At 73.3% G+C, this 19,829-nt stretch carries 18 protein-coding genes; 6 read left to right on the top strand and 12 right to left on the bottom strand.

Annotated features, from left to right (window positions below; translation table 11 throughout):
• Positions 1-92: 92 nt before the first annotated feature.
• The 9 genes from hpnD to BLR33_RS31860 all read right to left on the bottom strand — a co-directional run bounded on the left by hpnD (position 93) and on the right by BLR33_RS31860 (position 9,514).
• The gene (gene hpnD, locus BLR33_RS31900) at positions 93-1,049 is read right to left on the bottom strand and encodes a presqualene diphosphate synthase HpnD (RefSeq protein ID WP_407639751.1); all 957 of its coding nucleotides are present in this window, start codon (positions 1,047-1,049) and stop codon (positions 93-95) included.
• Positions 1,046-1,942, bottom strand: coding sequence for a squalene synthase HpnC (hpnC, locus tag BLR33_RS31895; protein WP_093788146.1), 897 nt, complete (start codon positions 1,940-1,942; stop codon positions 1,046-1,048). The genes hpnD and hpnC overlap by 4 nt, the downstream gene beginning before the upstream one ends.
• Before the next feature lie 430 nt (positions 1,943-2,372).
• A complete protein-coding gene (locus BLR33_RS31890) occupies positions 2,373-3,191 on the bottom strand; it encodes an ABC transporter ATP-binding protein (RefSeq protein ID WP_093788145.1) in 819 nt (272 codons plus the stop codon).
• A complete protein-coding gene (locus BLR33_RS31885; protein WP_093788144.1) occupies positions 3,178-4,107 on the bottom strand; it encodes an ABC transporter permease in 930 nt (309 codons plus the stop codon). The genes BLR33_RS31890 and BLR33_RS31885 overlap by 14 nt, the downstream gene beginning before the upstream one ends.
• Positions 4,108-4,188: 81 nt before the next feature.
• Positions 4,189-5,037, bottom strand: coding sequence for a glycosyltransferase family 2 protein (locus BLR33_RS31880; protein ID WP_176930700.1), 849 nt, complete (start codon positions 5,035-5,037; stop codon positions 4,189-4,191).
• 44 nt (positions 5,038-5,081) lie between these two features.
• Positions 5,082-5,861 (bottom strand): CDP-alcohol phosphatidyltransferase family protein, encoded by a 780-nt coding sequence (locus tag BLR33_RS31875; RefSeq protein WP_093788143.1) that lies wholly within the window; start codon positions 5,859-5,861, stop codon positions 5,082-5,084.
• Entirely contained in the window at positions 5,839-6,900 is a 1,062-nt protein-coding gene (locus BLR33_RS31870; protein WP_093788142.1) for an iron-containing alcohol dehydrogenase family protein, read from the bottom strand. The genes BLR33_RS31875 and BLR33_RS31870 overlap by 23 nt, the downstream gene beginning before the upstream one ends.
• Positions 6,888-7,640 carry a phosphocholine cytidylyltransferase family protein gene (locus BLR33_RS31865; protein WP_093788141.1) on the bottom strand — a complete coding sequence of 251 codons (753 nt, stop codon included), beginning with the start codon at positions 7,638-7,640 and terminating at the stop codon, positions 6,888-6,890. The genes BLR33_RS31870 and BLR33_RS31865 overlap by 13 nt, the downstream gene beginning before the upstream one ends.
• Positions 7,637-9,514, bottom strand: a complete 1,878-nt coding sequence (locus BLR33_RS31860) for a DUF5941 domain-containing protein (RefSeq protein ID WP_093788166.1) — start codon at positions 9,512-9,514, stop codon at positions 7,637-7,639. The genes BLR33_RS31865 and BLR33_RS31860 overlap by 4 nt, the downstream gene beginning before the upstream one ends.
• Before the next feature lie 542 nt (positions 9,515-10,056).
• On the opposite strand from BLR33_RS31860, the gene BLR33_RS31855 reads away from it, so the two are divergent.
• Positions 10,057-11,031 carry a cation diffusion facilitator family transporter gene (locus BLR33_RS31855; RefSeq protein ID WP_093788140.1) on the top strand — a complete coding sequence of 325 codons (975 nt, stop codon included), beginning with the start codon at positions 10,057-10,059 and terminating at the stop codon, positions 11,029-11,031.
• A 284-nt stretch (positions 11,032-11,315) separates the two neighbouring features.
• Complete coding sequence (gene idi, locus BLR33_RS31850) at positions 11,316-11,945, top strand: isopentenyl-diphosphate Delta-isomerase (protein ID WP_093788139.1); 630 nt, start codon at positions 11,316-11,318, stop codon at positions 11,943-11,945.
• A 217-nt stretch (positions 11,946-12,162) separates the two neighbouring features.
• On the opposite strand, the gene BLR33_RS31845 is transcribed toward idi, so the two are convergent.
• Entirely contained in the window at positions 12,163-12,630 is a 468-nt protein-coding gene (locus BLR33_RS31845) for an ATP-binding protein (RefSeq protein WP_093788165.1), read from the bottom strand.
• Positions 12,631-12,890: 260 nt separating this feature from the next.
• Between BLR33_RS31845 and BLR33_RS31840 the strand changes: the two genes are divergently transcribed.
• The 3 genes from BLR33_RS31840 (at position 12,891) to BLR33_RS31830 (ending at position 14,948) form a co-directional block, all read left to right on the top strand.
• Positions 12,891-13,676 (top strand): enoyl-CoA hydratase/isomerase family protein, encoded by a 786-nt coding sequence (locus BLR33_RS31840; protein WP_093788138.1) that lies wholly within the window; start codon positions 12,891-12,893, stop codon positions 13,674-13,676.
• Positions 13,677-13,839: 163 nt separating this feature from the next.
• A complete protein-coding gene (locus BLR33_RS31835) occupies positions 13,840-14,319 on the top strand; it encodes a hypothetical protein (protein WP_093788164.1) in 480 nt (159 codons plus the stop codon).
• A complete protein-coding gene (locus tag BLR33_RS31830) occupies positions 14,316-14,948 on the top strand; it encodes a vitamin K epoxide reductase family protein (RefSeq protein WP_093788137.1) in 633 nt (210 codons plus the stop codon). The genes BLR33_RS31835 and BLR33_RS31830 overlap by 4 nt, the downstream gene beginning before the upstream one ends.
• Positions 14,949-15,115: 167 nt before the next feature.
• Here BLR33_RS31830 and BLR33_RS31825 read toward each other — a convergent pair whose 3' ends face one another.
• A complete protein-coding gene (locus BLR33_RS31825) occupies positions 15,116-16,003 on the bottom strand; it encodes a DMT family transporter (protein WP_093788136.1) in 888 nt (295 codons plus the stop codon).
• A gap of 448 nt (positions 16,004-16,451) precedes the next feature.
• A complete protein-coding gene (locus BLR33_RS31820) occupies positions 16,452-17,288 on the bottom strand; it encodes a TrmB family transcriptional regulator (RefSeq protein WP_093788135.1) in 837 nt (278 codons plus the stop codon).
• A 468-nt stretch (positions 17,289-17,756) separates the two neighbouring features.
• On the opposite strand from BLR33_RS31820, the gene BLR33_RS31815 reads away from it, so the two are divergent.
• Positions 17,757-19,811, top strand: coding sequence for a putative Ig domain-containing protein (locus BLR33_RS31815; protein ID WP_093788134.1), 2,055 nt, complete (start codon positions 17,757-17,759; stop codon positions 19,809-19,811).
• Positions 19,812-19,829 lie beyond the last annotated feature (18 nt).

Below are 19,829 nucleotides of genomic sequence, written 5' to 3'. Positions count from 1 at the left end.
TGACGCAGTGCGCGGCGCCGGGGTTGCCCGGGGGACGGCAGCTCGCGATCCGGGTCGTGCGGTGTGCCCCGCGTGGTGCGTGCGGGTCTTGCTCACGCGTCACCTCGGGGGGCGCGTACGGCGCCGCGGGCGGTACGGCGGGCGTCGAGCCCGGCCAGGCCGCGGACCGCGACGTACGCCTTCTCGCGGCCCGGCAGGGAGACCCGGCCGCGCAGCACGGCCTCCGGCTCGGCGGCGATCCGCTCCAGGAGCCGCCGGTAGATGCCGGCCATCGCCGACACGCACGCGCCGCTGCGCCGGTCCAGCATTGGCAGCAGCCGGTAGCCGGTGGCGAAGAGCGAGCGGGCCCGGCGCACCTCGAACTCCACCAGCCCGGCGAAGTCCGAGCCGGCCGGCGGGGTGTCGCCGTGGAAGCCGTCCGCGCAGCCGAACTTCGCCAGGTCCTGGGCGGGCAGGTACGTGCGCCCGTTGCCGGCGTCCTCGCGGACGTCGCGCAGGATGTTGGTGAGCTGGAGGGCGAGGCCGAGAGTGTCGGCATATTCGGCGGCACGCTCATGATCGTGCCCATCCAGCGTGCCGAACACGCCCAGCGAGACCCTTCCGATAGCTCCCGCCACGCATCGGCAGTACAGCGCCAGGTCGTCCCAGGTCTCGTACTCCTCGCCGCGCACGTCCATCTGGACGCCGTCGATGAGTTCGCCCAGGCCGCCGAGCGGGATCGGGAAGATCGAGCACGAGTGGGCGAGCGCGACGGCGACCGGGTCGGTGTCGTCCTCGGCGACCTCGCCGGCCGCCACCCGGTCCAGCAGGGCGCGGGCGCCCTCCAGCCGGGTGAGCTTCTCCTCGGCGGGCAGTTCGCCGTCGCCGATGTCGTCCACCCGGCGGGAGAACGCGTACACCGCAGACATCGCCTGCCGCTTCTCGGTGGGCAGCAGGCGGATTCCGTAGGCGAAGTTGCGGGCCTCGTGGCCGGTCACGGCCTCACAGTACCTGTATGCCGCACGTACCTGTCCGGACGTGTGCGCGGAACCGTTCACGGTCCAGATCACCCCTCTCTTCGCAATGTCGAGCCGACCTCACGCAGCAGGACGGACGTGGCGGCCTTGGGCGAGGTTGCCAGGACGTCGTACCCCGCTGCCTCGACCGCGCGCAGTGCCGCCCGTCCGCCACCGACGAACCCGGCCAGCAGCAGTCTGAGGCGTCCGCGGACGCTGCCGACCAGCGGGGTGCCCTCGGCCAGCAGCTCCCGGGCGCGATCTGCCTCGAAAGCGACCAGTTCGCGCACGTTGGTCCCGGCGGTGGGCCGGGCGAGGTCGGCCTCGTCCACCGCGAAGCGCCGCATGTCCTCGGCCGGCAGGTAGATCCGGTCCCGGCGCAGATCCTCGGCGACGTCCTGCAGGTGCTCGACGATCTGCAGCGCGGTGCAGACCGCGTCGGAGCGGCGGACCCGCTCGGGGGTCGAGGTGCCGGTGATGGACAGGACGAGCCGGCCGACGGGGTTGGCGGACAGCTCGCAGTAGGCGAGCAGGTCGGCGTAGGTGGGATAGCGGCCGACCTGCTGGTCCTGGCGGTTGGCGGCGATCAGGCCGAGGAACGGCTCGGGGGTGAGGGCGTGCCGCTCGACGGTGGGGCGCAGGGCGGCGAGCAGCGGGTGCCGCGGGCCGCCGCCGTCGGCGCCGAAGACCCGGCGCAGGTCGGCCTCGAAGGCGTCGAGCATGGCGATCCGGTCACCGGCGGCCTCGGGGTCCAGGCCGAGCAGGCGGGCGTCGGGCCGGCCGCCGTGGGCGAGGTCGCCGTCGCCGATGTCGTCCACCAGCCGGGCGAACCCGTAGACGGCCATCAGGTCCCGGCGCCAGGCGCGCGGCAGGAACACCGGGGCCACCGGGAAGTTCTCCCGCGCGGCCTTGTCCAGGACGGCGCGGGTGGCGACGTCCCCGCTCACCGCGGACTTCCCGGCACACCGGCGCCACGCACGCCCCGGACCGGGAGGGTCCCGACCGTCACCCCGATCGTCATGGCCGCCACATCCCCCGTTCTACACTGCCCTGTCGAAACTTCCCATTTCGGACACGCCGCACCAGGGGTCATGGACGTTCGGGTATCGGTCATCGGCAGGCTCCGAGCACCGGTACAGCTTACGTCGGGGCCATCCCCGGCGTACGCCGGGGGCGCGCCCCCCGGCGGCCGTTCGTTCCGGGAGCACTCGGTGCCGTACCGCGACGCGAGCCTCGGCGAGGCACACGACCGCACGGCGACACTGAACGACAACACACGTGCCCCCGCCGGATCATCCAGCGGAGGCACGTGGTTATCGGATCGTGTCCGGGACGTCATCAGCGGCACACCGAACACCGGGCGGCCGCCGGACGCGCTCACTTGCCGGTGTGCTCCTCGTAGGCGGTCAGCACCTCTTCGGTGGGGCCGTCCATCCGCAGCACGCCGTGCTCCAGCCACACCACCCGGTCGCAGGTGTCGCGGATGGACTTGTTGTTGTGGCTGACCAGGAAGACGGTGCCCGCTTCCTTGCGCAGCTCGCGGATGCGGTCCTCCGAGCGCTTCTGGAACGAGCGGTCGCCGGTGGCCAGCGCCTCGTCGATCATCAGCACGTCGTGGTTCTTGGCCGCGGCGATGGAGAACCGCAGCCGGGCCGCCATGCCGGAGGAGTAGGTGCGCATCGGCAGCGAGATGAAGTCGCCCTTCTCGTTGATGCCCGAGAAGTCGACGATGCCCTTGTACCGGGACCGGATCTCGTCGCGCGACATGCCCATCGCCAGGCCGCCGAGGATGACGTTGGTGCCGCCGGTCAGGTCGTTCATCATCGCGGCGTTGACGCCCAGCAGCGAGGGCTGGCCGTCGGTGTAGATCTTCCCGCTCTCCACCGGCAGCAGGCCCGCGATCGACTTCAGCAGCGTCGACTTGCCGGAGCCGTTGGAGCCGATGATGCCGATCGCCTCGCCGCGGTAGGCGGTGAAGCTGACCCCCCGCACCGCGTGCACCCGCCGGACGTTGGAGGCGCGGCGCTTCTTGGAGAGCATCCGGCTCAGCGCGGCGGTCGCGCTGCCCTTGCCGGTGCCGGCGCCGTAGACGGTGTAGACGATGTGCACGTCGTCGACGACCACCGTGGGGACCCGGGGCGCCGGCGGCGCCTGCACCGGGGGAAGGGTGCGCTGTTCAGGCTCAGCCACGGCCATACGACTCTTCCGCCTTCCAGAAGTAGATGTAGCCGCCGATGCCGACCACGACCGCCCAGCCCACCGCGACCGCCCACACGTGCGGCGGCATCTGCGAGGAGGTCACGGAGTCGATGAGCGCGAAGCGCATCAGGTCGATGTAGACGGCGGCCGGGTTGACGTCGAGCAGGATACGGACCGCGTGCGGGGCGGTGGAGGTGAGCTTGTCGATGGAGTACATGACGCCGGACATGTACATCCAGGTGCGCAGGATGAACGGCATCAGCTGGGCGAGGTCGGTCATCTTGCTGCCCAGCCGGGCCACCACGAGCGCCAGGCCGGTGTTGAAGATCCACTGGGTGAACAGCGCCGGAATGGCGAGCAGCCAGGAGGCGTCCGGCACCTCGCCGGTCATCAGCACGATGGCCAGCAGCACGAACATCGACATCATGAGCTGCTGCAACTGCATCAGCGTGAAGGCGATCGGCATCGACGCCCGCGGGAAGTGCAGCGCCCGGATCAGCCCCAGGTTGCCCGAGATCGCCCGCACGCCGCTGAGCACCGAGGACTGGGTGAAGGTGAAGATGAAGACGCCGGTCACCAGGAACGCGATGAAGTTGTCGACCCCGCGCCGGGTGCCGATCAGCACACCGAAGATCAGGTAGTAGACCGCCGCGTTCAGCAGCGGGGTCATGACCTGCCAGAGCTGCCCGAGGCGGGCCTGGGTGTACTGCGCCGCGGTCCGCGCCTTGGCGAACTCGTTGATGAAATGTCGCCGGCCCCACAGCTGCCGGGTGTACTCCGCGATGTTCGGCCGGGCGCCGCTGACCGACAGGCCGTACTTGGCGGCAAGCTGGGCGGGGCTGAGGCCGTCATCGGCCGAGGGCACCGGGGCGGCACCGACGGCGACCGCACCATTGTGCGTTGTCTCGCTCACAGTTGACACTTTCGTCCTCAATGTGCGCGCCGGGGGCGGGAGTTTCCCGGACTGCGCCTGATGCTCTCAGGTCCGAGCTTGTCAGATGATCGGGGGTCGGCCCAGCCGGGTCAACCGCCACACCGTGCGCCAGCGCATGGGCCGCCGCGGACCGCACGGCGTGGTCCAGCCCTCGCGGAAGCCGCCGAACCACGCGCGCAGTGCGGGCCGGGACGGCTTGCGCACCAGAGTGAGAGCCAACCATACGCCGAGGTACACCGGGACCAGCGGCCACGGCAGGTTCCGCCGGGCCAGCCAGACGCGGTTGCGCGCCACCATGCGGTGGTAGACCGCGTGCCGGGCCGGCGAGGTGGTCGGGTGGTGCAGCACGATGTCGGAGCGATACTCGATCTGCCAGCCCGCGTCAAGGGCTCTCCAGGCCAGATCGGTCTCCTCGTGCGCGTAGAAGAACTCCGCGGGCAGCGCGCCGACCTGGCCGATCACGGCGGTGCGCACCGCGCAGGCGCCACCGAGGAAGGTGGTCACCCGGGAGTTTCGCATCGGGTCGGCGGCCCGCAGCCGCGGCACGTGCCGGCGCTGGGTGACCCCGGTGTCGGGATCGGCGATCCGGAAGCTGATGATGCCCAGCTCGGGGTCGTCCCGGAACGCCTGCCGGACCAGCTCGCCGGTGTCGTCGCCGGGCAGCAGCCCGTCGTCGTCCAGGAAGAGCACCGCGTCCACGTCGCGCCCGCCGGGGCCGAACAGCTCGATGCCGACGTTGCGGCCGCCGGGGATGCCCAGGTTCTCCGGCAGTTCGGCGGTGCGCAGGTGCTCGCGCTGGATCGGCGGCAGCGGGGCGCCGTTGCCGACCAGGGCGACCTCGATCGGGGCGCCCTGCTGCTTGGCGACGGAGTCCAGCAGGTCCTGCAGCTCGGCAGGGCGGTTGCCCATGGTGATGATCACCGCGCCGAGCCGCAGGGGCGCCTGCCAGCCGGTCACTTCAGCCTGCTGGAGGCGAGGACCGACACCAGGTGCAGCAGCGTCTGCAGCAGGGCGATCGCGGCCAGCACGGCCACGCCGAGCCGGGTGAAGAACAGGTCGCCGCGTATCGCGTCCAGCACCGACAGGAGCAGGATGAGCAGCGACGCCTCGACGCCGAGCACCAGGCGGTGGAACTTCAGCGCGGCCGCGGCCCGGCGGGCCAGCGCCACCCCGGACGAGCGCGGCTCGGCGGCCGACTCCTTCACCGGCGGCAGCCCGCCCTGGTGCCGGGCCACCCCGACCAGGTCGGTCTCGGCCTTGATGAGCACCGCGCCGAGCGCGGCCAGGGTGCCCAGGAACGCCCACAGCCAGTCGATCCGGCCGCTGCCCCACAGGTCGGCCGCGCGCAGCCCGAAGCCGACCAGCACCGCCGCGTCGCACAGGTAGGCCCCGACCCGGTCCAGGTAGACCCCGGAGAGCGAGAACTGCTGCTTCCAGCGGGCGATCTCGCCGTCCACGCAGTCCAGCAGCAGGTAGAGCTGGACGGCGACCACGCCGAGCACGGCGCCGGCGATGCCCGGCACCAGCAGCGCGGGGGCGGCGAGGGCGCCGCAGACCGTCATCACGTAGGTCAGCTGGTTGGGCGTGACCGAGGTGTGCACCAGGTGCCGGTCGATGCGCAGCGACACCTCGCGCATGTAGAGCCGGCCGGCCCAGTGCTCGCCGCTGCGCCGGTCCTTGACCCCCGCGGGGTGCACGACCGGGCGCAGTTCAGCTACTGATGGTTTTGGCATAGTCGGCGTACGCGTCCCTGATCTCGGTGGCGGACAGGTCGAGGTGTTCCAGGACCGTGAAGCGTCCGGGCCGGGTCTGCGGGGCGAAGCGCACCGCCTCCACGAACTCCCGGACGGAAAAGCCGATCTCCTCCGGCAGCACGGGCAGCCCGTGCCGGCGCAGGGCGTCGGCGATCAGCGCGGACTCCTGCACGGCGCCGCGCAGGTGCATCGCGAAGGCGGCGCCGAGGCCGACCTGTTCGCCGTGGCTGGCCGCGCGCTGCGGGTACAGCAGGTCGAAGGCGTGGCTGATCTCGTGGCAGGCGCCGGAGGAGGGCCGCGAGTCACCGCTGATCGACATGGCGATCCCGGTGAGCACCAGGCCCTCGGCGAGCGTCACCAGGAAGTCGTCGTCGCCGATGCCGCCGGGGTGGCGCAGCACGGACTCGCCGGCGCTGCGGGCCATGGCCGCGGCCAGCCCGTCGATGGGCTCGCCGGTCTGCTCCTTGGCCAGTTCCCAGTCGGCGAGCGCGGACAGGTTGGACAGCGCGTCCCCGATGCCGGCGCGCACATAGCGGGCCGGCGCCTCGCGGATCACGTCGAGGTCGACCGCGACCGCTATCGGGGCGGGCACGCCGTAGGAGCCGCGGCCGTTGTCGTTGTCCAGGGTGGAGATCGGCGAGCAGATGCCGTCGTGCGAGAGGTTGGTGGCCACGGCCACCATGGGCAGGCCGACCCGGGCGGCCGCGTACTTGGTGACGTCGATGATCTTGCCGCCGCCCAGGCCCACCACGGCGTCGTAGCGCTTGCCGCGCATGGCGTCGGCCAGCCGCACGGCGGCGTCGATGGTGCCGCCGGCCACCGGGAACCAGTCGGCGCCGGGCAGCTCGGGCGCCAGCTTCTCGCGCAGCCGGGCGCCCGAGCCGTCGCTGACGGCGAAGGCGAGGGTGCCCGCGGCCGAGATCCGCTGGTCGGCCAGGAGCCGGGAGAGGTCGGCCAGCGCCCCGCCGCGGATGTCGACGACGACCGGCGAGGGGATCAGCCGGGTCAGTACAGGCACGCGATCTCCCGGCCCCTGGCGAGGTCCTCGCAGGTGTCGATCTCGACCCAGGGCACCTCGCCGATCGGCGCGACGTCGATGGTGAAGCCGCGGTCGATCAGCTCCTGGTAGCCGTCCTCGTAGTACAGGCCGGGGTCGCGCTCGAAGGTGGCCTTCAGCGCGTCGGCGAGCTCCGGGGCCGCCTCGCCCTCGATGAGGGTGACGCCGATGTACTCGCCGGTGGCCTCGGCCGGGTCCATCAGCTTGGTGATCCGGCGCACCCCGCGGCCGGGCTCGGCGACGACCTTCATCTCCTCGTCGGCGAGCTTCTTGGCGGTGTCCAGGGCGAGGATGATCCGCCGCCCCTCGCCGCGGGCGGCCAGCAGGGTGCGCTCCACCGAGACCGGGTGCACCGTGTCGCCGTTGGCCAGAATCACCCCGTGCCGGACCGCGTCGCGCGCGCACCACAGCGAGTAGGCGTTGTTCCACTCCTCGGCCTTGTCGTTGTCGACCAGGGTGAGCGCGATGCCGTAGCGGGCCTCCAGGGCCGCCTTGCGCGCGTACACCGCCTCCTTGCGGTAGCCGACGACGACCGCGGCCCGGGTGATGCCGACCGCCGCGAAGTTCGCCAGGGTGAGGTCGAGCACGGTGGGGCCGTCGTGCGCGCCGTCCGGCCCGACCGGCACCAGGGCCTTGGGCAGCGTGTCCGTGTACGGCCTCAGGCGCCGTCCTGCGCCTGCCGCCAGCACGAGGCCGATCATGCGGGTTCTCCTGGTTCGTCGTGTACGGCGGGGGCCCCGGAGGACACCCAGAAGCGGATGCTCTCGGTGAGGACGAGCAGCGCCAGCACCGCGGCGAGCACGGTGAGCGCGGCCGTCAGGCCCGAGCGGCCGGCCAGCGCCGCCGACAGGACGGCCACCAGCAGCGCGCGGCCCTCGTGCCCGCCCGCGGCCCGTACCAGATTGTCCGGGGGCGCCCCGGTTCCGCCACGGATGCGGTAGACGGTGTCGTAGTGATGGTAGGCGACGGCCGCCACCAGCCCGAACGCCGCGGGCAACGCGCCGTTCACCTGGGAGACGGCCGCGAGGGCCAGGACCGTGCCGTACTCGCCGGCCCGGAAGAAGGCGGGCACCAGCCAGTCGAGGGCGCCGCGCAGCGGCCGGGCCACCGCGAGCCCGCTGGTCAGCACGTAGAGCACGGCCAGCGGCACCACCCACCAGGAGCCGCGGGGGGCGAGCGCGGCCGTGGCGGCCAGGGCGCCCGCGCCCACCGCGGCCAGCGCGGGCGGTGCGAAGGCGGGCAGCCGGCGGGCGAACGGCGCGAGCAGGCGGGCCGTCCCGCGGGCAAGCGGGCCGCTGTCGGCGAGGTCGGCCAGTGCCTGGGCGGCCCGGTCGGTGCGCACGGCCCGGCGGGTCAGCGAGCGCAGCACGCGCCCCGCGGTGGTGTAGCAGGCGGCCAGCGCGCAGCCGACGAGCAGGACCACGAAGGTGATCCGCGGGGTGCTGACCGCGGTGAGCACGGCGATCAGCGCCCAGCGCTCGCCGATCGGCAGCACGATCATCCGGCGCACCCACACGGTCCAGCCGACGCCGTCGAGCCGGTCGGACAGGGCGGCGGTGGGGCTGGTGTTGGCGGTGGCGTCGTGGTTCGCCTCGTTGAAGGCGAAGTCGACCACGTGCCGGCAGGTCTGCAGCACCATGGCGCCCAGCGCCAGCGCCCACACGTCGTCGCCGCCGCGGGCTGCGCCCAGGGCCAGGCCCGCGTAGTAGGCGTACTCCTTGGCGCGGTCGAAGGTCGCGTCCAGCCAGGCGCCGAGGGTGGAGTACTGCAGGGAGTAGCGGGCGAGCTGGCCGTCGGTGCAGTCCAGCACGAAGGAGGCCAGCAGCAGCACGCCCGCGGCGACGAACCCGGCGCGGGTGCCGGTGGCCGCGCAGCCGGCGGCGATCAGGGCCACCAGCAGGGAGGCGGTCGTCACCTGGTTGGGCGTCAGGCCGCGGCGGGCGCACCAGCGGGCGATGTAGCGGGAGTACGGGCTGATGAAGTGGGTGGTGAAGAAGCCGTCGCGGGACTTCACCGCGCTGCGCAGCCGCACCGACTCCTCGTCCACGCCGGCCACGGCCTGCTCTGCGGCCTGCCGCTCGGCCTCGTCGTGGGCCACCCGGGCGACCAGGACGCCGAGTTCGGGGCGGTGGGGGGCGGTGCCGTGCTCGGCGAGGGCGTCGGCGAGGGTGTCGGGGACACTGTCGGCGGCCGCCGGCTCGTACGGGCGCGGGCCCTCGGCGTAGCCGGGCCCGCCGGTGCTCTGCGGGGCTGCGGGCACTTCGGCGGGTGCGGTCAGGGCGGCCAGGGCCTGCGCGAGCGCGGGGCGGGCGGCCGGGGTGACGGCGAGCGCGCCGGGTACGGCGCCGGCGTCGAAGCGCGGGTCGGTCAGGGCGAGCCGCAGGGCGTGCCGGTGGCCGACGAAGCGGCGGTCCACCACGGCGACGCGCTCGGCGGCCGGTGCCGCGGCCAGCCGGGCCGCGACCGCCGCAGGCGTGTCGGCGTCCGCGACCTGGAATCCCAGGGCCCGCAGGTCGTCCGCGAGCGGCGACGGCGTCCCGGCCGCGGGCGGGCCGGTGAGAATTGCGGTCGGCAGAGGAACCCACTCCCTGAAAGCGTGCGAAGGTGTGCCCGCGCGGGCCGCGCGCGGCGGCGTCGGGCCGGACACGACGGCGAGGCTATCGGATACCGGTCGTCCACCGTTCACTGCGTGTTCGCCTGAACGTGGTCCATACGGTGTGATCATCATCCTGGACGGATGGCAGTGGTCACAAGCAAATCCGCCCTGCGCCGTGCGGGTGAACCGGGCGCCCCCGCACCCCTCACGCTCCGCTCACACTTAGGCATGCCTCACCACTGCAGGTCACCGCAGATGACAACGGTCTCCAGTACCGGCTTGCCCACGGTGGGTGACCGGTGTTGACTGGCCGCCGGGACGGGCACAAGCCGGGGGTGGGACGGAGTGCGCGGCAACGGATCGGCGCCGGCGGAACGCGCTGCGAACGGCCAGCCGGGCGGAGCGGAGCGGGACGCCGGGGGACCCGGACGGGCCTTCGAGCGGGACCGTCGAGCGGGACTTTGACGGAATCTTCGACGGGACCTTCGACAGGACCTTCGACAGGAAGGGAGGCGCTGCCCATGGCGGCCGGGATCGGTCACAGCCACGGCACGTCCGACCCCTCGAAGGGGCACGGGCACGCGCACGGCCACTCCCACGTCCCCGTCACCGCCGGCGCCGCCCACCGCGGGCGGCTGCTGATCGCGCTCGCCCTCACCGGCCTGGTGCTCCTCACCGAGGTCGTCGGCAGCCTCGTCACCGGCTCGCTGGCGCTGCTCGCCGACGCCGGGCACATGGCCACCGACGCGGCCGGCCTCGGCATGGCCCTGCTCGCCATCACCATCGCCGCGCGCCCGCCCAGCGAGCGGCGCACCTTCGGCTTCGCCCGCGCCGAGATCCTGGCCGCGGTGCTCAACGCGGTGCTGCTCATAGGCGTCGGCGGATTCATCTTCTACGAGGGCATCCGCCGCCTTGTCACCCCGCACGGCTTCGACGGCTGGCCGACGATCGTCTTCGGCCTGGTCGGCCTGGTGGCCAACTCCGTCTCGCTCGCCGTGCTGCTGCGCGGCCAGGCCGAGAGCCTCAACGTGCGGGCGGCCTTCCTGGAGGTGATGGCGGACGCCTTCGGCTCGCTCGCGGTCGTGGCCGCCGCCGCGGTGTTCCTGGCCACCGGCTGGGAGCAGGCCGACGCCGTGGCCTCGCTGCTGATCGGCGTCCTCATCCTGCCGCGCACCTGGCAGCTGCTGCGCGAGGCGCTGGACGTGCTGCTGGAGGCGGCGCCCAAGGGCGTGGACATGGGCCAGGTGCGGCGGCACATCGAGGGCCTGGGCGGTGTCGAGGGCCTGCACGACCTGCACGTGTGGACGATCACCTCGGGCCTGCCGGTGCTGTCCGCGCACGTGGTGGTCAGCCAGGAGGTCCTGGACTCGGTGGGCTACGAGAAGATGCTGCATGACCTGCAGGGCTGCCTCGGCTCGCACTTCGACGTGGAGCACTGCACGTTCCAGCTGGAGCCGGCCGGGCACGAGGCGCACGAGCAGGGACTGTGCGGCTGAGCGACTGCCGCGGGCGTACGGTGCGCGTGCGCGGCTGAGCGGCTGACGCGGGCGTACGAGTGTGCGGCTGTTCTGCCGAGCGGTGGGCGGTACGCCGGGAGCGATGCTCGCCGCCGCGGGTGGTGCGGTGCCGCGGCTGAGCGGTTGCAGCCGTCGTACGGTGCGCGTGCGCGGCTGAGCGGCCGTCGCGTGCGGTGCGGGCGGGGCGGCGGCGCGGTGCGGGCGTGGCGGCCGTGACGGGGTGAGGCAGACTAAGGGCTCGTCGTCGAATGCGAAGGATGGACATGCCCACCAGTCCTGCCACCGGCCGACCCGGCTCCCCCTCCACCGCGCCGTCCCCGAACGGGACCGCGGCCTCCGACGGTCCTGACGCCTCGATCATGCTCGAACTGGTCGACGAGAGCGGCACGACCCTCGGCACGGCGGAGAAGCTGTGGGCGCACCAGGCGCCGGGCCACCTGCACCGGGCGTTCTCGGTGTTCCTCTTCGACGACGACGGCCGGCTGCTGCTGCAGCGCCGCGCGCTCGGCAAGTACCACTCCCCCGGCGTGTGGTCCAACACCTGCTGCGGGCACCCGTACCCGGGCGAGCAGCCCTTCGTGGCCGCGGCCCGGCGCACCGCCGAGGAGCTGGGCGCCGCCCCGGTGCTGCTGCGCGAGGCCGGCACGGTCCGCTACAACCACCCGGACCCGGCGTCGGGCCTGGTGGAGCAGGAGTACAACCACCTCTTCGTCGGCCTGGTCCGCGACGCGCTGCACCCGGACCCCGAGGAGATCGGCGAGACCCTGTTCGCCACGCCGAAGGAGCTGGCCGAGCTGCGCGCGACGGCGACGTTCTCGGCGTGGTTCCAGACCGTGCTGGACGCCGCGCGGCCGGCGGTGCTGGAGATCACGGGCGGCAAGGCGGGCTGGTAACGGAGGCATGCGGCAGGGCTGCCACCCCACTGCCGCAGGGCTGTGGGGGATCGCGGCAGCACCGGCGGCGAGGCTCCGGCAGGAGGGCGCGGGTTCCTGGGACCCGCGACCGTTCCCGCGGCCTTCCGCCCGCGGCTCCCGTCGGCCTCCGGCCAGGTCGTTTCCCGTCGGCACCCGCGACCTCGCGGTCGGCCCCGCCGGCTCCCGTCCGCTCGGCTCAGCCGCCGGGCGTGAGCGGGAGGGCCGCCCAGATGACCTTGCCGCCCTGCGGGGTCTGGGTGACGTCGCAGGTGCCGCCGGCCTCGTCGGTGATCGTCTTGACCAGCAGCAGGCCGCGGCCGCCGGTGCGGCCGTGGTCGGTCTCCAGCGCCTTCGGCCGGTAGGGGTGGTTGTCCTCGACGGCGACCCTGATCCACTCCGGGCCCACCGCGAGCTCCACGGCGACCTCGGGCGAGAGCACGGCGGCGTGCCGGACGGCATTGGTGAGCAGCTCGGAGAGGATGAGCATGAGCCCGTAGAGCGCGTCCTCGCCAAGCGGGACGCCCTGCTCCAGGACGAGCGAGCGCACCGCGCGCCGCACCTGCGGTACGGAGGCGTCCACCGCCGGCACGGTGAACCGCCACGCCCCCTCGTACGTCCTCGGTACCGGGGTCTGACCGAGCGGGACATCCCCGCGGACCTCCATGACCGCATCCACCATCGCTCTCGCGTGACGTTTCTCCTACGGCCCGCGCCGGACGCCCCGGCGGCTCCGCCTCACCCGACGAGTGTCGGCGACCTTTGCAGCTGCACGTGCAGGAGACGTAATTCCTTCGCGTTTCGGCGTTTCGCGACCGGTCGCGAGCGGTTGTGACCGGCGGGTGGCCGATTACGGCTGGGAGGCGCGTGGTTAGGATCGGGCCGCGGCGCCCGCCCCGCCGCCCGTAGCGCTGTTGAGGAGCATCCATGTCCCGGTTCGGCCCCGGTCTGCTGGTGAGCACCGAGGACGGCACCGCCACCGTCACCCTCGACAACCCCGGGCGGCTCAACGCCCTGACGCTCGGCATGTGGCAGTCGCTGCCCGGCGTCCTCGCGGGCCTGGCCGCCGATCCGGGGGTGCGGCTGCTGGTGCTCACCGGCGAGGGCGGCTCCTTCAGCGCCGGGGCCGACATCGCCGACCTGGCCGAGCCCGGCGGACTGGCCGCCACGAGGGACGCCGCGCTGGCCGCGGAGGAGGCGCTGGCCGCCTTCCCCAAGCCGACGCTCGCCGCCGTACGGGGCTACTGCGTCGGCGGGGGCTGCCAGCTGGCCGTGGCGTGCGACCTGCGGTTCGCCGCGGAGGGGGCGCGCTTCGGGGTGACTCCGGCCAGGCTCGGCATCGTCTACCCGGCCTCCTCCACCCGCCGCCTGGTCGCCCTCACCTCCCCCTCGACCGCCAAGTACCTGCTCTTCTCGGCGGAGTTGATCGACCACGAGCGGGCCCTGCGCACGGGCCTGGTGGACGAGGTGCACCCCGAGGACGCCCTCGACACCCGTGTCCGCGCCTTCGCCCGCCTCCTCGCCACCCGCTCCCACCTCACCCAGTCGGCCGCCAAGTCCTTCGCCACCCCCGACCCGATCCCCGCCCCCCACCTCGCCGCGTGGCAGTCCCGCTCCACCACCCCCGCGGCCCTGGCCGAAGCAGCCGAGGGCACCACCGCCTTCCTCACCCACCGCACCCCCCACTTCACCTGGACCCCGGACCCGTCCTGACGGGGAGTGAGGGCCGGGTCTGCGGTAAAGGGGCCAGGGGAGGGCTGAGGGCCGGGTGGGAGGGACTTTCGGCTCTGGTGGGCGGGGGTGGGGCCGGCCTTCACTGGGGGCGATGATCTTCGGTCTCGGCGGACGGCAGGACGGCGGTGGAGGGATGAGCGCGGTGATCGGCGCGGTGGGGCCCCGGGAGCTGGGGGGCGGGACGCTGCAGCTGGTGGAGCGGGAGCTGGCGGCGGTGCTGGAGCGGTGCGCCGCCGGGGCGACCTTCGTGGTGCGGGCCGGGGCGGGGCTGCCGCTGGTGGTGGGGCGCGCGGTGCGCGCGGCGGGGCGCCGGCTGGTCGTGGCGCTGCCCGCGCACGGCCACCTGCCGGCGCCGCTGCCGCAGCAGGACCGCACCGCGGCCGGCGAGCTGCTGCTCCTGGCCGAACATGTGCGGCTGATGGCCTTCGACCCCGCCGACCGCGACGCGTGCGTCGGCGCCGACGAGCAGCTCGTGGCCGGCTGCGGCCGCCTGCTCGCGATCTGGGACGGCTCGCCCTCCAGCGGCCGGGACGCCACCGCCCACCTGGTCGCGTTCGCCCGCTCGCGGCAGATCCCGGTCGACGTCCTGTGGCCGGCCGGCGAGCCTGAGGCCGCGCGGTGACCGCCGCCCCCGGGACGGCCAGCGCCGTCCGCCGCCCCGCCGCCCCCGCGGTCGGCGCCGGCAAGGGCCTGGGCCGGCTGCTCGTCGTCACCGGCGCCCTCGGCCTGCTCGCGTCCTTCGTGATCACCGTCGACAAGATCAAGCTCGCCGAGAACCCGGACTTCCACCCGAGCTGCAGCATCAACCCGGTGCTGTCCTGCACCAACGTGATGCGCAGCCCCCAGGCGTCGGCCTTCGGGTTCCCGAACCCGCTGATCGGCCTGGCCGCCTACGCCGTGGTGGTCACCGTGGGCGTCGGGCTGCTGACCGGCCTGCGGTACGGCCGCGCCTACTGGCTGGCGCTGAACGCGGGCATGCTCTTCGGCGCCGGCTTCTGCATGTGGCTGATGTCGCAGGCCCTCTACGAGATCGGCGCCCTGTGCCTGTGGTGCTGCCTGGCCTGGGTGGCGACGCTCACGATGTTCTCGTACACCACCGCGCACAACCTGCGGCACGGCATCCTGCCCGCCCCCCGCGCGCTCGTCGGCTTCACCACGGAGTTCCACTGGGCCGTTCCGGTCACGTGGTGCCTGGTCATCGTCGTCCTGATCGCCACCCGCTTCTGGTACTACTGGCAGACCCTGCTCTGATCCCACCGGGCGGGCATCTCGACGCACCTCGAGGTCCGAACCGAGGCGTACGAGGGCGCCGGGCGCCCACACCACCCGCGTACGAGGGCGCCCGGCCCTCACGCCCCCCATGTCGGCCGCCCAGGGGCCGCCCTCGCCGCGCCCCGCCGGGCCGCGCGCAGCGGCCCTCACACCACCCGCGTCGCCCCCAGCGACTCCCGTTCGGACGGTCCCTGCGGCATCGCCGGGTGCCGGCCGATGAGCAGGACACCGACCACCACCGCGACCAGACCCGTCGCCTGCCAGGCCAGTGCGCCGGGCGTGACCCGCAGCTGGTCGCCGAGGAACCCGACACCGCAGGCGATGCCCGCGAGCGGCTGGGCCGCGGTGAGGGAGGGCAGGGAGTTCCGCAGCGGCGCGGCCTCGAAGGCGGACTGCACCAGCAGCATGCCGGTGATGCCGATGGCCAGGACGGCGTACGGCTGGTAGTGGACGAAGAGCGCGCCGACGCCCTCGTCGCGGACGATCGAGCCGCAGACCCGGGTCAGGGCGTCCTGGAGCCCGTACATCAGTCCCGCGGCCAGGGCGAGCAGGGCGGCCTCGGAGGAGGGCGGCAGGCGTCTGGCCCACAGCGTGACCAGCATCGCGAGCCCCGCGACGATGCCGAAGACCAGCCAGTGCCGCAGTGCGTCGGCCTCCTCCCCGCCGCCGCGCGGCCGGCCGGCGACGATGAAGGCGGTGACGCCGAGGGCGAGCAGCACCACCCCGCCCCAGCCCGACCAGCCCAGCGGCTGGCGGGTGAGCCAGCGGGACAGGGCCATGGCGAAGATCAGGTTCGTCGCGGTGAGCGGCTCGACGAGCGAGACCTCCCCGTAGGCCAGCGCCACCGCGCTGAGCACCTGCCCGGCGACCATGAAGCCGACACCGAGCAGCCAGTCGGGCATCCGGATGAGGTCGAGCAGCAACCGGAAGGAGAGGAAGTCCGACAGCGGGGCACGGGCCGCCGCGCGCTGCTGCAGCACGAATCCCAGACCGAGGCAGCAGGCGGCACTGACTCCGAGCAGGAAGACGGCCACGCCGTCACTGTAGCTCCCGGACCTGGGCACGGCCGGTCTTGTGACCGGCGGCACGACACGTTGCGGCCACCGCCACTCCCCCGGCCCGCCATGCCCGCGTCACCTGCGGCTTCGTGCTCCGGGCAGGCTGCGAAGCCCGCCCGCGGTGAAGCGCGGCCCACCCGAGCACAGTGCCGTGTCCGGCCCGGGGCACGCCGCGCCGCCGTGCACAGCCGCGCCCTGCCCGGGTCACGCTACGCCCCGCGCCCGGGCAAAGGGCCGGCCGACCCAGCAGTGGACTGCGCCCTGCCCGGGCCAAGGCCTCCGCCACCCGAGCACAGTGCGGCAGCCCGCCCGGGGGCACGCCGCGCAGCCCACCCCGGCACAGGGCCCGCGGCCCGTTCGAGACACGGCCCGCCGCCCGCGCAGCAACGGTTGCCGCCTCGCCCCGGCACCGCCCCGCCTCGGATCAGAGCCCGCCGACGACGCCCTCCGGGCGCGCACTCGGCACCGTCTCGGCCGCCGCCCACACCGTGAGAAACGCCAACCGCAGGCACGCCGCCAGCGCCGGGTGCTCGATGTAGAGCGCGGTGGTCGACCCGGTCCCGGCCACCGGGTCGGGCATGTCGCACAGCACCAGCGACTCGTCGGCGATCACCAGCTTCAGCGGCAGCTCGGCGGTGAACCGGCTCTCCTCGCCCGCGGCCCCGAACCGGCGCACGTTCTCCAGCACCTCGACGTCGTCGAGCGCCTCGTAGGTGTAGATGGCCCGGACCGAGCCGCCCGAGCGGCGCAGCCGCCGCAGCACCTTGACGCCCACCGTGTTCAGCGGGGAGGCGACGAAGGGCGGCTTGCAGAAGCTCAGCAGCTCGCGCTGGGCCTGGGTCTGGATGTCGGCGAACGCCTCGGCGATGGACTTGGGGTCGCGCAGGATCTCCACGTAGTCCAGCGGCACGGTCTGGGTGCGGCCGTCGGCCCACACGGGCACGAGGGCCGCGGTGAGCGCGGAGGACATCCGGTCCAGCCGCTCCAGGGTCTCGCGCTGCAGCGCCATCAGCCGGGCCACGGCGAGTTCGGGGGCGACGGCGGAGAAGGTGGCGACGCGCCCGGGGTGGGTGGTGGCCAGCCGCCGCCGGACGAGGGCGTCGAGCACGTCGTAGACCCGCTGCCGCGGCACGTCGGCGGCCCGCGCCACCTCGGCGGCGGTGTAGGACTCGCGGCGCACGAGGGCGAGGTAGACCCGGGCTTCGTAGCGCGACAGGCCCAGCGCCACAAGGTCGTTGACCGGTTCTTCCTCCGTCTCCATGGTGCCTGACGCTATACGGCGGAGATCGCCGCGGGGAAGCGAGGAGGGGTCAGGTCGAGGGCAATTCGAGGGGAATCCTTTGCCAATACCCGGTAGTTCCTTGACGATACTCCTCACTACCTTCAACTCAGCCACCACTCAATGGGGTGGCAGTGAACAGTAGTTGGCTGCTGATCCACCTGTTCCACCCGCTCCATCGCGCTCCACCGGGCTCCGACCGCGCCGGCGGGTTCCGCCGCACCACCCCCGTCCGGGGGCTCGCACCGCCCAGCACCACCCCAGTACGGCCCCAGCACCACCCCGGTACGGCCGCAGCGCGGCTGCAGCACAGCACCGCCGCACCACCGTGCTCCACCGTTCATGGCACCGCCATGTCCAGCACCGCCCTGTCCAGTCCGAGGCGCCGCCGCAAAACATGGGTTGTCATGACCTTGTCATATGTGCGGAGCCCTCGGCAGCCGACCCCCCATGGAGGGCAGTTCATTGCACCTGACACCCGGCCCGGTGAGACGGGCCATCCGCCGCGCGACCATCGCGGTGGTCGCCGCGGGCGCGCTGGTGACCGGCGGCATGGTGGCCGCGGCACCGTCCTTCGCCGCGAGCTCGGCGGCCGGCGGCACCAGCGCCCCCGTGACCACCGCCACCGGCGCCACCGGGACCACCACCGCGGGCCACGCCCAGCACCTGTGTGCGGCGCCCTCGAAGGGCCTGATGTCGTGCCTGGCGCTGGCCCGCACCGACGTGGCGCACCACCTGGGCATCACCCCGGCGGCCACGCCGTCCGGCTACGGGCCCACCGACCTGCAGAGCGCCTACAACCTGCCCTCCGGCGGCTCCGGCCAGACCGTGGCCATCGTGGACGCGCAGGACGACCCGAACGCCGAGGCGGACCTGGGCACCTACCGCTCGCAGTACGGCCTGCCGGCCTGCACCACGGCCAACGGCTGCTTCAAGAAGGTGAACCAGACCGGCGGCACCAGCTACCCCTCGCCCGACTCCGGCTGGGCCGGCGAGATCTCGCTCGACCTGGACATGGTCAGCGCGGTCTGCCCGAGCTGCCACATCCTGCTGGTCGAGGCCACCTCGGCGTCCATGACCAACCTGGGCACCGCGGTCAACACCGCGGTCTCGCTGGGCGCGAAGTACGTCTCCAACAGCTACGGCGGCAGCGAGTCCTCCTCGGACACCTCCTACGACAGCTCGTACTTCAACCACCCGGGCGTGGCGATCACCGTCAGCTCCGGTGACGAGGGCTACGGCGCGGAGTACCCGGCCGCGTCGAAGTACGTCACCGCGGTCGGCGGCACCGCGCTGAAGCGTTCCAGCGGCACCAGCCGCGGCTGGACCGAGACCGTGTGGAACACCTCCAGCACCGAGGGCACCGGCTCCGGCTGCTCCTCCTACGACGCCAAGCCGACCTGGCAGACCGACAGCGGCTGCTCCAAGCGCACCATCGCCGACGTCTCCGCGGTCGCCGACCCGGCCACCGGCCTGGCCGTCTACGACAGCTACGGCGCCAGCGGCTGGCAGGTCTACGGCGGCACCAGCGCCTCGTCGCCGATCATCGCGTCGGTCTACGCGCTGGCCGGCACCCCGGCCTCCGGCACCACCCCGGCGTCGTACCCCTACGCCCACACCGGCTCGCTGAACGACGTGACCAGCGGCTCCAACGGCTCTTGCGGCGGCAGCTACCTGTGCACCGCCGGCGCCGGCTACGACGGCCCGACCGGCCTCGGCACCCCGAACGGCACCGCGGCCTTCACCAACGGCGGCTCCACCGGCGGCAACACGGTCACCGTGACCAACCCGGGCAACCAGTCGACCCAGGTCGGCACCGCGGTCAGCCTGCAGGTCCACGCCACCGACTCCGCCTCGGGCCAGTCCCTGACCTACAGCGCCTCCGGCCTGCCCGCGGGCCTGTCGATCAGCTCGGCCGGCGTCATCTCCGGCACCCCGACCACGGCGGGCACCTCCAGCGTGACGGTCACCGCGACCGACGGCACCGGCGCCTCCGGCTCCGCGTCCTTCACGTGGACGGTCACCACCTCCGGTGGCGGTGGCGGCGGCTGCACGGTCTCCCAGGTCATCGCCAACCCGGGCTTCGAGTCCGGTACGGCCTCCTGGACCGCCAGCTCCGGCGTGATCGACAACAGCTCGGACGCGCCCGCGCACTCCGGTTCCTACAAGGCCTGGCTCGACGGCTACGGCACCACCCACACCGACACGCTCTCCCAGTCGCTGACCGTCCCGTCGACCTGCACCACCGCGACGCTGAGCTTCTACCTCGACGTCTCCACCGAGGAGACCTCGACCACCACCGCCTACGACAAGCTCACCGTCCAGGCCGGCAGCACCACCGTGGCCACCTACTCCAACCTCAACGCGAGCAGCGGCTACGTCCAGAAGACCGTCAACCTCTCCTCCCAGATCGGCAAGACCTTCACCCTGAAGTTCACCGGCACCGAGGACTCCTCGCTCGCCACGTCCTTCCTGCTGGACGACACCGCGCTCAACGTCAGCTGACGCGGTGCCGCACAGCGT

Source organism: Actinacidiphila guanduensis, from assembly GCF_900103985.1.
Classification (GTDB): Bacteria; Actinomycetota; Actinomycetes; order Streptomycetales; family Streptomycetaceae; genus Actinacidiphila; species Actinacidiphila guanduensis.
Note: the sequence above shows the minus strand (reverse complement) of the source record. Positions and strands in the feature narration are given on the sequence as shown.